This is a genomic window from Flagellimonas sp. L-11, from assembly GCF_056857735.1.
Map to the genome: position 1 here is coordinate 13252 of NZ_JBSXNR010000038.1, position 14710 is coordinate 27961.

General features: G+C 39.0%; 14 protein-coding genes, 2 tRNA genes and 1 pseudogene. 5 read left to right on the plus strand and 12 right to left on the minus strand.

Translation table 11 applies throughout. The features are described from left to right. Window position 1: 1 nt before the first annotated feature. Complete coding sequence (locus tag AC13CC_RS05525) at window positions 2–1099, minus strand: nuclease/transposase family protein (protein ID WP_482876509.1); 1098 nt, start codon at window positions 1097–1099, stop codon at window positions 2–4. A gap of 1 nt (window position 1100) precedes the next feature. Continuing rightward, on the minus strand, window positions 1101–1895 hold the full coding sequence (locus tag AC13CC_RS05530) for an RNA polymerase sigma factor (protein ID WP_482876510.1): 795 nt from the start codon (window positions 1893–1895) through the stop codon (window positions 1101–1103). 195 nt (window positions 1896–2090) lie between these two features. On the opposite strand from AC13CC_RS05530, the gene AC13CC_RS05535 reads away from it, so the two are divergent. Then, window positions 2091–2486, plus strand: coding sequence for a helix-turn-helix domain-containing protein (locus AC13CC_RS05535; RefSeq protein ID WP_482876512.1), 396 nt, complete (start codon window positions 2091–2093; stop codon window positions 2484–2486). Between the two features lie 225 nt (window positions 2487–2711). Here the strand turns inward: AC13CC_RS05535 and AC13CC_RS05540 are convergent, their stop codons facing one another. The 4 genes and pseudogenes from AC13CC_RS05540 to AC13CC_RS05555 form a co-directional block, all read right to left on the minus strand. After that, window positions 2712–2948, minus strand: coding sequence for a hypothetical protein (locus tag AC13CC_RS05540; protein ID WP_482876513.1), 237 nt, complete (start codon window positions 2946–2948; stop codon window positions 2712–2714). Window positions 2949–3068: 120 nt separating this feature from the next. Continuing rightward, window positions 3069–3536, minus strand: a complete 468-nt coding sequence (locus tag AC13CC_RS05545) for a hypothetical protein (protein ID WP_482876514.1) — start codon at window positions 3534–3536, stop codon at window positions 3069–3071. Then, window positions 3529–4398, minus strand: coding sequence for a hypothetical protein (locus AC13CC_RS05550; RefSeq protein WP_482876515.1), 870 nt, complete (start codon window positions 4396–4398; stop codon window positions 3529–3531). Before AC13CC_RS05550 ends, AC13CC_RS05545 begins: the two co-directional genes overlap by 8 nt. 63 nt (window positions 4399–4461) lie before the next feature. Beyond that, window positions 4462–4671, minus strand: a pseudogene (locus AC13CC_RS05555) (transposase); the annotation flags it as partial. Between the two features lie 103 nt (window positions 4672–4774). On the opposite strand from AC13CC_RS05555, the gene AC13CC_RS05560 reads away from it, so the two are divergent. After that, window positions 4775–4963, plus strand: coding sequence for a hypothetical protein (locus tag AC13CC_RS05560; protein WP_482876517.1), 189 nt, complete (start codon window positions 4775–4777; stop codon window positions 4961–4963). A 501-nt stretch (window positions 4964–5464) separates the two neighbouring features. Beyond that, on the plus strand, window positions 5465–6394 hold the full coding sequence (locus AC13CC_RS05565) for a restriction endonuclease (protein WP_482876518.1): 930 nt from the start codon (window positions 5465–5467) through the stop codon (window positions 6392–6394). Between the two features lie 350 nt (window positions 6395–6744). Here AC13CC_RS05565 and mobB read toward each other — a convergent pair whose 3' ends face one another. From mobB to AC13CC_RS05595, 6 genes are all read right to left on the minus strand, one after another. Next, on the minus strand, window positions 6745–7767 hold the full coding sequence (gene mobB / locus AC13CC_RS05570; protein WP_482876519.1) for a MobB family relaxase: 1023 nt from the start codon (window positions 7765–7767) through the stop codon (window positions 6745–6747). Window positions 7768–7772: 5 nt separating this feature from the next. Continuing rightward, window positions 7773–8357, minus strand: a complete 585-nt coding sequence (locus tag AC13CC_RS05575) for a BfmA/BtgA family mobilization protein (RefSeq protein ID WP_482876520.1) — start codon at window positions 8355–8357, stop codon at window positions 7773–7775. A gap of 263 nt (window positions 8358–8620) precedes the next feature. Continuing rightward, the gene (locus tag AC13CC_RS05580; RefSeq protein WP_482876522.1) at window positions 8621–9871 is read right to left on the minus strand and encodes a site-specific integrase; all 1251 of its coding nucleotides are present in this window, start codon (window positions 9869–9871) and stop codon (window positions 8621–8623) included. Window positions 9872–10088: 217 nt separating this feature from the next. Then, window positions 10089–10163, minus strand: a tRNA-Pro gene (locus AC13CC_RS05585). 17 nt (window positions 10164–10180) lie between these two features. Next, window positions 10181–10264: transfer RNA gene (locus tag AC13CC_RS05590), tRNA-Ser, on the minus strand. 112 nt (window positions 10265–10376) lie between these two features. After that, window positions 10377–12413 carry an HD family phosphohydrolase gene (locus AC13CC_RS05595; protein WP_482876524.1) on the minus strand — a complete coding sequence of 679 codons (2037 nt, stop codon included), beginning with the start codon at window positions 12411–12413 and terminating at the stop codon, window positions 10377–10379. A 113-nt stretch (window positions 12414–12526) separates the two neighbouring features. On the opposite strand from AC13CC_RS05595, the gene AC13CC_RS05600 reads away from it, so the two are divergent. Both AC13CC_RS05600 and AC13CC_RS05605 read left to right on the plus strand, forming a co-directional pair. Then, complete coding sequence (locus AC13CC_RS05600; RefSeq protein WP_482876525.1) at window positions 12527–13702, plus strand: acetyl-CoA C-acyltransferase; 1176 nt, start codon at window positions 12527–12529, stop codon at window positions 13700–13702. Window positions 13703–13817: 115 nt separating this feature from the next. Further along, the gene (locus AC13CC_RS05605; protein WP_482876527.1) at window positions 13818–14570 is read left to right on the plus strand and encodes a C40 family peptidase; all 753 of its coding nucleotides are present in this window, start codon (window positions 13818–13820) and stop codon (window positions 14568–14570) included. Window positions 14571–14710: the final 140 nt, after the last annotated feature.

The following is a 14710-nucleotide window of genomic DNA, read 5'->3' on the forward strand; positions in this document are numbered from 1 at the left end:
TTCAATCAATAATAAGTTCAAGCCCTGCTTTCTTAGCTTTGTATTTAATTTTGGTCATCAAATCACAATAGCTCCAATTTCTTAATACAAACCCCTCTTCCTTGGCAATCTCAGTTTTTTCCTCCTGATTCAAAAGTATGAGGGTTCCTGCTCTATGTTGAACACAAAAATCAATCAACCTCCGGCTATATATATGCAAACGGTTATGGACATATTTACGTTCCGTTTGGCCAAGTCTGTCAACTGCCTTTAGTTTTCTTTTGATGCCCTTACCTGATTTGGAATAGGTTGCCCCGATCTTTGCCCGTCTGTGTGCCGATTGTATCGCCAGTCTTCTGTATAAAAATTCTTCCTTTGTACCAATGGTAAGCCTTGCCTTGCCAACCTTTACTACAATTGGATATTCAAGGGAGAGAGAGGCTTCTGCTATAATCTCAGCTCTTAAATCATTCCTTTCCTTTTCAATTTCAAATACTGCCAATAAGAAAATCTTGCCATCTTTTAGCTTGATGTGTGATGTGCACAGTTTAGTCCCGCCCTCCACTACCCGTTCCAACAACTCTCTTTTATCCATAAAATCTCTTCCCAAGTAGGTTTTAAAGGGAATCCGAAACAAACGGAAGCAAAAGGCTTTCTTCTCTTCGTTATAGTGCAATCCACTCATACCCTCCAAATCAAAGGGAAAGGCCATATCCCTCCTGAAGTTTTTCAAGGAGCGTTCACCGTTCCAATACTCCGGTCTGTTCTTCTTGAAAGATGAAATCAAGGACTGGTTCAAATTGGACAATATGTTAGTGGGGATTTCCCCTTTAAAACGATCTGATACCACTCGATAGGTTGTGTTGGTCCTTGAACGGTTAAGGATTCCCTGCTTATCTTTTTTTTCATCCGCCAATTTATATTTTACCCCCTCTGATAGATAGAAGAATTCCCTTATCATTTCCTGAACATAGAGATGGGTAACTATAAGGTTGGCCGCCCTAAAGCACCTGTTCTGCCACTGGTACAGTTTATCAAGGGCCTCTTTTTTCTCTTCTTTTGTAGGAAGGTCGATCAGTATTTGGATCTTTCGAGTGAGTTTTAGCGTTGTCTTTTCCATGCTAGGCTGATTGCAATTGATGTTTTGCTTCCATTAGCCTATAGGCTATCATGAATTCCTGATGCACCTCCTTTTGGGAAAGGTTAAGTTCATTGGCTATTTCGGAAAAGGAATACCTCAGTTCACAACGCATTTTAAGAACCCTTGTCTGCTCTTCTGTCATCTCGCCAGTAAACTTTATCTCATCTGTCTTGCTATTATCGTAGTCAAGCTTATTTCCTTTATGAAGAATGGTTTTAATATCCTCAATGGCTTCCTTGATCTCTCTACAGGTTTCATTGATACCTTTTCCCATCACTTTGGAAATAGTTTTATACTGGAAACCATATTTTAAACAGAGATTGATTACATGCCTTTTACTGTCAGCCAATAAGGGCAGGACGCGTTTTATACTTTCGAACTTCTCCTGTTCCCCTTCCTGTAGTTTAAAATTGTCATTATCCTCACGAGGGTCATACCCGACCATATAATCTTGGTAATTCTCAAAACTATCCAATGAATAGACCTTCCTGAAAAATTTATTCTTAGGGCGTGTATAGTATGAAATGCACTCCCTTTTCATAACAAACCGCAAAAAGAAATAAATGTGTTTGGGTGATTCTATACTGTCCCTATTCACCCACAACTTTAAGAATACATCCTGAACCAATGTTTCCACAACAAAACCATCATCAAGAAAGCTCTTGCCCAGCCAGAAAATCTGTCTATTATATTTGGAATAGATTTCCGCAAAAGAGTTGGAACAGCCCTTTTTTAAGCCTTCATAGCATTCTTCTAGGGTATGGTGGTTTTCCATGCGTTTGTTCTTTGGTTTTCCTTGGTTTTGATAAACTGCTCATTCTCTGGTCTGGAATTTTTCCAAGCCGAAATTTTCGTTTAAATTAGTCATGTAGAAAAGTGTAACCCACCGTAACCGATTGTAAATTACCAGAAGATGCTTGTATTTTACCAAAAGAGGGAAACAAAGGAATATTATCAATATCTTTAAGTTATGCCGACAGATACAAAAACCAATCATATAGGAAGAAAGATTGCCCGGATCAGGGAACTTCGGGGAATGAAGCAAGAAACGCTTGCGGAGGAACTGGGAATCAGCCAGCAGAGTGTTTCTTCTTTGGAAAAAAGTGAGACCTTAGAGGATAAGAAACTGGAGGAGGTTGCAAAGGTGCTCGGAGTTACCAAGGAAGCTATTGAAAATTTCTCAGACGAAGCTGTCTTTAACTATTTCAATAACTTTAGTGATAATAGCATAAACCAAGGGCCAATTGGCGCCCATAACACATGTAATTTCAACCCTTTAGATAAGGTAGTTGAACTATACGAACGTCTAGTTCAAGCAGAAAAAGAGAAAGTAACATATTTGGAAAAGTTACTTAAGAATAAATAAAAAGAGGTGACTATTTTTTACCCAAAAGGTATATTTGATTTATGCCAACGGATTTTGACTTTTTTTGAAATGGTGGACATTCCGAACGCATGGGCAAAAAAACGCACACACTTTTTTTGGGGTTATCCCGAAACTCCACAACGTGATGGAACCTACTGCACCTGTCAATGCCTCAATATCGATTCCAACTAGGCCACCTTGACCATACAACCATCCATCGGGGTGCTATGGTTCAAGACCTGCTTGCATCTTAATTCTATTTACTCTTTCTAATAAAGCATTTAAAATTTCTGTATGCTCTTTATTATGATCTTGGTCTTTGGCTATATTCAAAGTAACCTCAATTGAGTTTATTGCTAAATTCAGCATACTGACCGATTCTACATTTTTAGGTTCATATTCCTGAAATTGAATTTCGAGGTCGTCTACTGTCTTAGCTAAAAGTCCAATATTTGCTGACATTCTTATTCTTTATTTTTCTTCTTTTTCTGCCTTTTGATATTGGCCTCCACCTGTGACTTTGGAACGTTCGTTAGCCGTTGCATGGCCTATTCAAATCCCATGTTGATATTTAAGGGCTTATCATTTTTGTTCTTCTTCTCCATCGTCCTTTTTATTCAATTCTAATATAATGTCGAAAATCGTAACTCCTGTATCTCTTAAAATTTCAATTGAATATATCAAAATAGTTGATAACGCAAGATTTATTACAATTTCAATATTATCCACGCATTGTAGTAGATAGCTGCTTTTCAATGAGATCAGCAAGATAATAGAAAAGATTATCATTACTATCTGTTCAATCAAGGAAAATTTAATTTCTTTCACAACTTCAGTAAAATCTGCTCCAGTCCTTTGGGCTATATCTTCTAGTTTAGAAGAAATAACAGTGCTAGTTGCCGTATTTATGGCCAAAAGCGTAAGCAAAAGACCAACCAAGTCTTCTTCAATAAAAGTCGAAAGAAAATCGCTTTTAAGAAAGTACTCTAAGCCATTTAGAATAACGGCAAGACCTAAACTTGCTAATATTTTTAAGATTGTGTTACTCAATTTGAGTGTTAAATAAAGTATTTAATAATTCAGCTATTTTTTCGTATGGTTTTCCTTCAATATTTATTTCATCAACTTCAATGGTTTCCTCTCTATCACTAGTTTTTATTAGTTTTCTATAGTTCTTCACTTTTATTTTTGGCACCCCACCACCATCAGCACTATATTGGGCCAAACTTGATATTTCCTCATTTTCTGGGTTTATATTTTCCAGTACACCATTCTTGGGCGCATTTAATTCTAAGTTGGTTTTATGACTATTAGCTTTGTTCCTGAGCAATTTTAATGCCTCGACGGCTTTACCTGAGATATTACTCATATTTGGTTTGATAAATTCAAACCTCAATGTTCTGATTCTTCCCTCGTACTCTTGGATAGTGTCCCAAAATTGAGATACATCAGTTATCTTTTCAATATATACGTTTAAGTCAAAGTGTTTTAGGGCATTATTTACGGATTTTTGTATAATATTTTTTAAAGCCTCTGTTTTTGAGAATGCTTCTGTGTCATGTTCTATCAGTATAAATTGTTTGTCCTTCAAATTGTTTATATAGACCAATGAATTAGGATAATTATACTCAACCTTACTGTTAAAGTCTTTGTCGTGTAGGCTTATTACCTTTTGGACACCCATTTTTAAAAAAATATATTCCCCAATTACATTATCTACTCTACTAATAACATCATATCCTTTACCTCTGAATTTTAATTTATTATTTGTTATGATTTCCTTGAAGAAAATGTTTTTCTTTTCTACCAATTCTTCATAGCTACTATATCTCTGGTCTATGCGAGTTTGGATTTTAGTCGTTGTTGGCAATAGTTGATAACGGAATACCGAGAAAACTTTACGTTCTTGCATTGGTTAGTTGGTTATATGATATACGGGGAAGTTCCCCAAATATAACATATTTTCAAACCTCTAAACATCTGTAATATTTTTCGTGCTGTACCTAAACTCAAATTCATCAACATAAGCGTCCAAATGCTTTTCGCTCACGTTGTGATTAATTCCTATAATGTCCCATTTCAACAAAGACCAAAAGCCCTCTATTGAGTTCGTATGGCATTCTCCAACCACATATTCCACTGCGAAATGGTTTACCATTTCATGGTCGTACAGACTGGATATCAATCTGAAACATGCCGTTTAGGCACGATGTAGGAGATTATTCCTTGCAAGTGGTAAAAAACTCTTAACTTTATGTAACCTATAATTTTATCCAAACCAGTTCGATATGAAAACCATCACATTGATGCAAGCGGGACACGTTATCCCTGTAAAAATACTTGTCCAAAATATAAAGCAGTTTCATGCCCTTACCTATAATACTGGTCAGACAGTCACCGTAATTCAATTCATGGATGGCACTGAAAACCACTTTACCAACACAATGGATGAAGTGGATGGGCTAATCAACGGTTGACCTGTGGCTCAGCACTTTTATACATTTTTTCAATATCTCCATAGTTGTAGGAATAGGTCTTCTTCCCCTTGAACATATCCAAGACCATTAATATGTACTTGTCATCATTTTCTGTTTAAGTCATCTTTATCAATTTTTAGTTGTTATTGGGTAGTTCTAGTATATAGTCACCAAAAAAAGAACTGAAAATTAAAAAGCCTCAATCCATTACAAGATTGAGTTTTTATAATTTATAGGACTTAACAACTTCACAAACACATACTCTCTACTATATTTTATCCAACTAAAGCTATTTTAAATAAGCTTCTATCTTTTGAATTTTCTTAGAACGATTTACTTATTATATTGATTTAGCGATATTCCCTAAAGCAATTATTTTGATTGATTTAAAATTTTCTATCTTGTTCTAATCAATTTTATAAGATAATACTCGTACATAGTGAGGTAACGCCACGCGAATGAACAAGTTGCCATGTAGTATGGACAAAATCTATCCAATTAATGACTGTACCCCATTTTCAATCATTTTTTTATCCAATTTTAAAATTTGCGTCAGATCAAAAAGAACATTCTTTGAACGAAGTTCGGGATTACTTAACTGATTATTTCCAACTATCTGAAGAAGCAAAATCAGAACGAGTACCTAGCGGAACACAAACAAAATTTGACAATCGGATTTATTGGACAAAGAGTTATTTCGGTAAAGCCAAACTAATTGAAAATACGAAAAGGGCACATTTTAAAATTACAGACAGAGGTCTTAAATTTTTAAATAAGTTCAACTCAAACATTACAATAAAAGACCTTAAAACCATTGATGAATTTAAGGAATTTAACGAAGGAATTAGCCATGATGACCTAGCAGAAACTAAAAATGAAATAATAAGGTCTAATCAAAATGATGAGACACAAACACCTTTAGAACAACTTGAGGAGACTTTTCAATTCATTCAAAACGAATTAGCTTCAGAACTTTTAGAAAAAATAAGAATTAACTCATGGCAATTTTTTGAGGATTTAGTTGTCGATTTGATGATTAAAATGGGCTATGGTGGTTCAAGGAGTAAAGCTGGAAAGTCAATACAAAGAACGAATGACGAGGGAATTGACGGAATAATTAATGAAGATAAATTGGGACTTGACGTAATCTATATACAGGCCAAAATGTGGAAAACTGAAACCACAATTTCAAGACCTGAAATCCAAAAATTTGTAGGAGCGCTTCACGGAAAAAGAGCTAAAAAAGGGGTTTTTATAACAACAAGTTCTTTTACTAAAGGTGCATTTGAATATGTCAAGACGATTGATCCAAAAGTCATTTTGATTGACGGACATACCCTTACAAACTTAATGATTGAACATAACGTTGGAACGACTGTCATTGAATCATATCAGATAAAAAAAATTGACTTAGATTACTTTGAAAAATAATCAGTAGCAAAAATGCAATAAGTTTTTAATTGCTTATTCTCGCAAAATTTAGTTGTAAACCGCGCCAGTGCTTAAAAGAAATCTTTGGCCACATATAAAACCCATTTTGAACCTATACAAAACGATTATGCGAACTCTATTCCCCTAAGAAATGAGATAAAGAACAGAATTTCTTGGAGTAAATTGGGAGTGAAAACAGGAAGTCATCTAAATAAGTTAAGAAAAAATTAGAATTCTGTCCCAAAATCTTACCCCCAACTTTTGCGCATGGATCCTATCGGGTTTTTGTAGTGTTCGGGTAGAAAAGCGTAAAGCAAAAACACGATAGGGCGCAACCTACTTGTTGGATTTCAGTAACCCATGTCCTCACCTGCTCCCCTAGCCTTATCAATGCCCCTTCCAAGTGCCTTGATGATCTTGGCCGCCATTTGCACCTTGTTTGTCGGTATACTTGGAGCCTTTACCCCCATCGTCTTAAGTAGTTTAAAGGCCATGTCCTTTTCCTTGGTAGGCAATCCCATGAGCTTGGCAAAGAACTTCCCCGGTTCCTTGGCATGGGCCTTTCTCCCAACGTAGGATTCCACATAGTTCCGTTTAAAACCAGTCGTTCTGTCAAAGGTCTTTTCGGCCGATTGGTAAAAGCTGTCCCTGTCAAATCCTCTCTTGACCGTCTTTCCGTTAAGTTCCACTTCGGATGCCTTGTGCTTTGCCATTGGGGAAAGCGTATAGGTGTTTGTTACATCCCTTCTACTTACTATGATATGGATATGGGTCTGTGGCCCCTCTTTTTGCATTCCTGCGGCCACCAATTGTCCGTTCTGTTTATGCGGGGCCAATCTTGTTTGCGCTGCAATCTGCTTTTCAAGTTCTTTGACATTCCCGATGGATTCGCCACGTTCCACTTTCCGTATCTCGTTCCTGAGCCTAGCTATTTCTCCACGATACGGTGCATTCTCTTGAACCTGTTTGTCAAAGCCCCGATAGGTGCGCTCATGTTCTATCTTGGCATAGTATTTCAGGTTCTCGGCCTTGACCTCTTGGTTGCGATGGAAACTCTTGGCATAGTCTTTCATTAGCCTCCTTGTATATTCCCTTAGCATATTTGGGTCATTGCCTATGGCCTTAAGCTCCCTTTGGTTGGGACTGACCACTATGGAATAGAATTTCGGATCCTTCTGTCTCAGTTTGGCCGTATTGGCATCTATTTCATCGATGACAGTTTGAGGGCTTACGCTGTCATTTTCTTGGTCAAAGAATTCTTCCCTTTGTTCTGGTAACCTATCCTCGTTTTCCTTTTCCAGATAGTCCACATAGTTCCCTACACTGGAGTTGTAGGTACTGCCCATTTTCTGTGCTGAGATAGTAAGGTACATGGCTGTTATCCTAATTGATATTTCAGGCTTTCAAAATCCCCGATGCCCATATTGATTTTCAGATACGGCTTTCCCATCATTGGCTCCACCTTTTCAACGCTGTTGAGGATTTCATTGCAGCGTTTTTTATAATCTTTGAATTCTTTTAGCATTCTGTCGTGCTCTATTTTTGGAACAGTGTTTCTAGGCTCCAAAAAATCCATTCGCTCTTCCTGAATTTGGATAGGTTCCCGTCTCGGTTTCCTACCATCTTTTACATAGGCCTCGTAAAGAATGAGCACCATTTCATAGGTCGGCCGGATACTGGTCTTTTCCATGTTCTTTATAATGGCGATGATCCTATCGAATTTTTTCATCATCTCCAATTGCAACTTTTTGATACTATCAAGAATGGCCTTTGTTCCCTCTCCAAAAGGGTCAAGATGGTTCTCCATGAAGTATTGTATCATTCCGTCCAATACCTCACTATGGGACTTGTTGAACCTTTTGGAATAAGTGCGGAAGCGTATGGCCGTTTCCTTCTTTACTGTGATATTGGAATAACCACTTGTTCCTTTCTTTGTTCTGCCGTTTGTTATTTGCTTTTCCATAGGCCGAATTTTGTTTTTTAGTGAAATTGCGTCAATTTTTGCATCAAAAATTTCCAGTGTTTACAGGGCTTCCCAAAGGGTTTACTGTAGATTTTGGAAAAATTTACTGTAGCCCAGATTTTAGTACAGTATTCCAATATCTGTTCAATTAACTGGTTTTCAACTTGTTGAAGACCCGAAAACAACCGTGATGGCGCAATTTGCGCATCACCCTCTTGCTATTCCGAACAACTCCCATTCAGTCGTAGTTCTGAATACCCTTTTCAATCCCCGATTGCTTTTTTATGTTCCTTTTGGTTCATATGGTCAATCAGGTTCTGCATGTCCTCCCCTATCTTGTGTTCCAGTACCCTAGCATAAATCTGTGTGGTGGTCAGTTTAGTGTGTCCCAACATCTTGGAAACGGTTTCGATTGGAACACCATTGGACAGTGTTACCGTTGTAGCAAAAGTGTGTCTGGCGGTATGAAATGAAATATTCTTATAGATTCCGCAGACCTTTGTAATCTCCTTTAAATAACTGTTGGTCTTTTGGTTGCTCAATACAGGTAATAACCTTCCGTGTATCAACCTTTCATTACAGTTTTTATATTTATCCAAAATTTGTTTTGCTTTGGGAAGTAATGGAACTTTGACCGTTTCATTGGTCTTTTCCCTTTTCGTATAAATCCAAAGGTTCCCATCTATCCCAAACCTCAAATGATCTATATCTAGAGCTTTCACATCTCCATAGGCCAATCCGGTATAACATGAAAAAAGAAAGGTGTCCTTCACTCGTTCATACCCCTTTCCTGAAAATGTTGTTTCCTCAATGAGCCTGAGTTCCCTTTCGGTCAAAAAAGAGCGTTCAGTCTTCTTATATCGTTTTTTATAATTTACAAAGGGGTCTTTGTCCAACCATTCCAACCTCACGGCAAGATTTACCATTTTCCTTAGACGCTCCAAATGTTTCATGGCCCCGTTATTGGTGCACTTCTTTCCCTTTTGGAGTTCAGGCCCATTGATCAAGTGATTTTCAAAATCGGTAATGAACTTATAGTTCAATTGTTTCAAATTGATATCTTCAAGTCTGCGCGTTTCATGTAAAAACCTCTTAAGGTATTTTTCTGTACCATAATAGTTTTTCATGGTTCCCGGGCGAAGCTTGTTCTTTTGTGATTCGTTGTGGTATTTGATAAGTTCTAAAAGGGTCTTGTGTTGCTCGTCCTGCCCTAGATAACGGGCCTTGATTGCCTGAGCCGTGATAAGCTTGTCCCCACGCAACAATTGTTTATGGGTGTCCATGATGGCACCATACACCTCATCCAGATAGCTGTTCAATAAACGGGCCTTGTGGGTCAGGCCATGGAGTCTTCCTCTCGTTTCATCCCATTCATTCACCGAAACATATCGTTTCAGGCTGATTTCTGCCCGTTTTCCGTTGACGGTGATGCGGGCGTAAATGGTCAATTTTTCAGGGTTATTGGAGGTGTCCCTTGTGAAGAGTAGAACCTTTAAAGTGTTGGAATTTCGCATAATACATAGCTTTTGGGTTTGACAAAACAGGTTTGCAAAACACCCATAAACAGCGTCAAACTGTAGCTAAATTATGCACAAGGAACGTACCGAACCATTCACCGAACTCTACACTTTTTATATGTATTTAAATGATATCAAATGAATGCATAAAAAATAAAAAAGCACTGTCAATCAGTCAGTTGACAGTGCTTGATACCATTTGATTTATGGTTCGTCGGGGTGGCAGGATTCGAACCTGCGACCTCCTGCTCCCAAAGCAGGCGCGATAACCGGGCTACGCTACACCCCGAAGTATGTTGGAAAAAGCGGAGAGACCGGGACTCGAACCCGGGCAGCACTTACGCGCTGACAGATTAGCAATCTGCTCCGTTACCACTCCGGCACCTCTCCAATTAATTAATTATGAACATGCATCTGAAAATGCGGATGCAAATGTACCTTTTCAGATGTAAGATCGCAACTATTTTTACACTTTTTTCATGGAACTTTTATCACTTCCCTGCTATTCAGGATATTCCACTCGTAAATGGTAGATATTGGTGAGCTTTTGTTTGAGTACCTTCTTTACCATTTCAATTTCCTTGAGGGTAATATTGGCATTCAAGTACTGGTCGGCCTGCATCTGTCCCTTTACTATTTTCTCCACAAACTCATCTATTATGGTAAAAGTCGGATCCTTTAAACTTTTGGAGGCGGCCTCCACAGCATCCGACATCATCAATATAGCGGTTTCCTTTGAAAAAGGTATTGGTCCAGGGTATTTAAAATCTTCCTTATCCACCTCTTGATCCAATTCTTGTTGTTTTTTATAGAAATAGTAGACCATGGTTGTTCCATGGTGGGTCCTAATAAAATCGATAACACGGTCTGGCAAATTGTTTTTTCGTGCTATTTCAATACCATTGATTACATGGTCTATAATAATCTTGGCGCTCTCCTTGGGCGGTAAATCATCGTGCGGATTAACGTTGGTAATCTGATTTTCGGTAAAATAGGTCGGACGCTCCATCTTACCTATATCGTGGTACAGTGCCCCTACCCTGACCAACATGGCATTCGCACCTATTTCATTGGCAGCTGCTTCAGCAAGATTTGCCACCTGCAATGAATGGTGAAAGGTCCCGGGAGCCTTGTCCGATAATTCCTTTAGCAATTTAGAATTGGTGTCGGAAAGCTCCAACAACGACACATCGGATACAAGTCCGAACACTTTTTCGAACATATAGATCAGCGGTTGGGCAAAAAGCGTCAAAAGGCCATTCAGCACAAAAACACCAAACAATATCCATTCAATATTTTGCAAATTACCTTCATGGATGGCATGGAAGGCAAAATAACCAACTATGTAAATCAAGGTAATCTGACCCACCGATATAAACAGATTGGCCCTCTTGTATAGCTCTGAGGCAGTTAAAATGGTAACAATACCTGCTATGGTCTGTAAAAAAATATATTCAAAACTGTTGGGCACTACAAAACCAAGGATCAAAACAGTCAACACATGGACGAACAATCCTAACCTGGCATCAAAAAAGTTTTTCAATACCAATGGTAAAATACACAGGGGGACCATATAGATATAGTTCTCGTAATGCTTCGTCATCAATGTGGTGGCGAGTACCATCAACAAAATGTTGAAGAAAATAAAAGTAACCTTGTTGTTGTTCTGGAAAATCTCGCTCCTGTACCGTTTCAAAAATAGGAACAACATAATGAGCACCAAGGCTACCAATACGGTATACCCAAGTAAAATAAAATAATAATTGCTTCCCATCCAGAGCTCCGACTCGTACTCATCTTTAAGAGAGTTCAATATTTTAAAGTCCTCGGACTCCACAATCTCTCCTTTGGCAATGATCAATTTCCCTTGGTCGACCTCGCCACGCGTGTACGAGATCTTTGAAAGCTCATCGCTTAAAGCACTTTCGGTTAGAGCTTCGTCATAAAAAAGATTTGCCTTTAGGCTATTCCTTAATATTTCGGTCAAACGAGGAGCCCCGACCATGTTGGTCCCTGAAAAACGGCTCGACATTTCTTTTTTAGCTTGCTCAAGAGCCAAATAATCGCTTGGAGAAACAGGTTGCGCCTCGTTATTTTTTACTATTACTGTGGATTCGGATTCAGGTAAGTTTTGAAAAACGCCATTAGTATAAATATCTTCAATAACTTCTTCGGAAAGACTCCTCAATGATTGTCGTTGTTTTGAGGAAAAGTTGCCCGATTGAAAAAGTGTATTCAACACTGCAGCAACTTCTGCTCTAACATCAGAAACCACAGAAGCATTATAGGTGTAATAGTCGGTTTTATTGGCCCTGATCGAGGATTTTTCCTCTTCTATCTCCTTTTGGGTCTTTTTTATGGAAAAATCAATTGGGGCATACAGGTTTTCATATTGCCAAGGTTTGCCCTTTTGAAAATCGTACTTAAACTTCCCTCCTTTTGGGAAAAAGAATACAATCAGGGCAATCGAAACTACATACAGGAAATATTTGTAGACCAGCGATTGGTGTTTATATACATTATCCAAAGTTTTTCCCATTCCCTAAAACTGTTAGCCTCAAAAATAGAAAATATATATAAGAAGTCCGTTGCCCGAGACCCTTATCGGTTTGCATTTAAATTTAGTATTTTCGCAAGAGTAAAAATGCACATATGAAAAAAGTAGTAATCGTTTCCGCTGCAAGGACCCCAATTGGAAGTTTTATGGGGGCACTATCCAGTGTTCCTGCCCCAAAATTGGGAGCTGTGGCCATAAGAGGGGCTCTGGACAAAATAGGCCTAAAACCCGAACTTGTTGAAGAAGTTTTGATGGGCAACGTGGTACAGGCAGGTACGGGACAGGCTCCTGCCAGACAAGCTGCTATTTTTGCCGGCATCCCCAATACCGTGCCCTGCACAACCGTAAATAAAGTATGTGCTTCGGGCATGAAAGCAATCATGCAAGGCGCTCAATCCATTGCTTTGGGCGAAAATTCCATTGTCGTGGCAGGTGGAATGGAGAACATGAGCCTTATACCTCACTATGCCTATATGAGAAATGGAACCAAGTTTGGCCCAACAACCCTAGTGGATGGAATGCAGAAAGATGGCCTTGTAGATGCCTACGACCAAAATGCCATGGGCGTTTGTGCCGATGCCTGTGCCACCGAATACAAATTCAGCAGGGAAGACCAAGATGCTTATGCCATTCAATCCTACAAGCGATCGGCCGAAGCTTGGAAAAGCGGGAAGTTCGATAACGAAGTGGTTCCCGTTGAAGTACCTCAACGAAGAGGGGAACCTATAGTTGTAAGTGAAGACGAAGAATTCAAAAATGTGAAATTGGAAAAAGTACCGTCCCTAAGGCCTGCTTTTACCAAAGATGGAACGGTTACCGCGGCCAATGCATCCACAATTAACGATGGTGCCGCCGCAGTTGTTTTGATGAGCGAAGAAAAAGCCAAGGAACTTGGTTTAACACCTTTGGCCTCTATTAAAGGGTATGCCGATGCCGCCCATGAACCCGAATGGTTTACAACCGCACCCGCAAAGGCCCTGCCCAAGGCTCTTGACCGTGCTGGGGTTTCCATTGCCGATATTGATTATTTTGAGTTCAATGAAGCATTTGCGGTGGTTGGATTGGCCAACATGAAAATCCTTGGCCTGAATGATTCCAATGTAAATGTAAACGGTGGGGCGGTATCGCTGGGGCACCCTCTGGGTTGTTCGGGAGCAAGAATTACCATAACATTGTTGAATATTTTGGAGCAAAACAATGCCAAATTGGGAGCTGCGGCCATTTGTAACGGTGGCGGTGGAGCTTCATCAATTGTTATGGAAAGAAATTAGTAAACCAACTCCTCGGGGCAATCCCATGAGGTATTCAAACGAAAATAATTAATTCATTTCGACATAGAACGTCGGGGAATAAAACCCTCAATGAGGGATTCAATCTGTACAGTAAATGCAATATGGAATTTGTCCTCTAAGTATTGTTCCCATTAGAACAAACCCGGACGATTGTGCCGAAATGTCATCCCAATTATTATATGGCGAGCATTTCAAGGTTTTGGAGAGCAGAAAAAAATGGAGCAGAATTCGGGCAGCTTATGACAATTTTGAGGGTTGGATACCCAACAACCAGTTCAAACTTATTGCCGAGGAAACATACAATAACCTAGAAACGCTCCAACCGCAAAAGATATGTTCCGATGTTATATCCCATATCTGCACCAATGATGGTATGCTATTGCCCATACTTATGGGATCTATGATCAACGCTCCTGAATTATTGGGCCACACTTTTGAGGGCAGTATCCACAACGGCAAAAACCCAAAGGATAGTTTGGTCGATACGGCCATTATGTATATAAAAGCCCCTTTTCTTTCAGGTGGAAAAACCCCATTTGGGATTGATTGTTCCGGGTTTGCCCAAATGGTATATAAAATTAATGGGTACTCTTTGGAACGAACGGCGGAGGGACAATCCAAGCAAGGGGAGGCCCTAAGTTTTATCGAAGAGAGCGAACCTGGCGACTTGGCGTTTTTTGATGATAACGAAGGAATAATTGACCATGTCGGCATTATTTTGAAGGACAACTATATTATACACGTAAATGGTCTCGTTCGGATTGATAGGATAGACCATACCGGCATCTTCAATTCAGAAGAAAAAAGGTACACCCATCAGCTCAGGGTCATTAAAAAAGTGATATAAAAAAAGAAGCTGTCTCATAACCGGGACAGCTTTTTTATTGAATATACAGGAGCATTTGCTTGTTTTCATCCTGTATTTAGCGTAAATTATAGTCTGATAACCAGACGTATGAACACCAATTTTCAAGATTACAACCAACA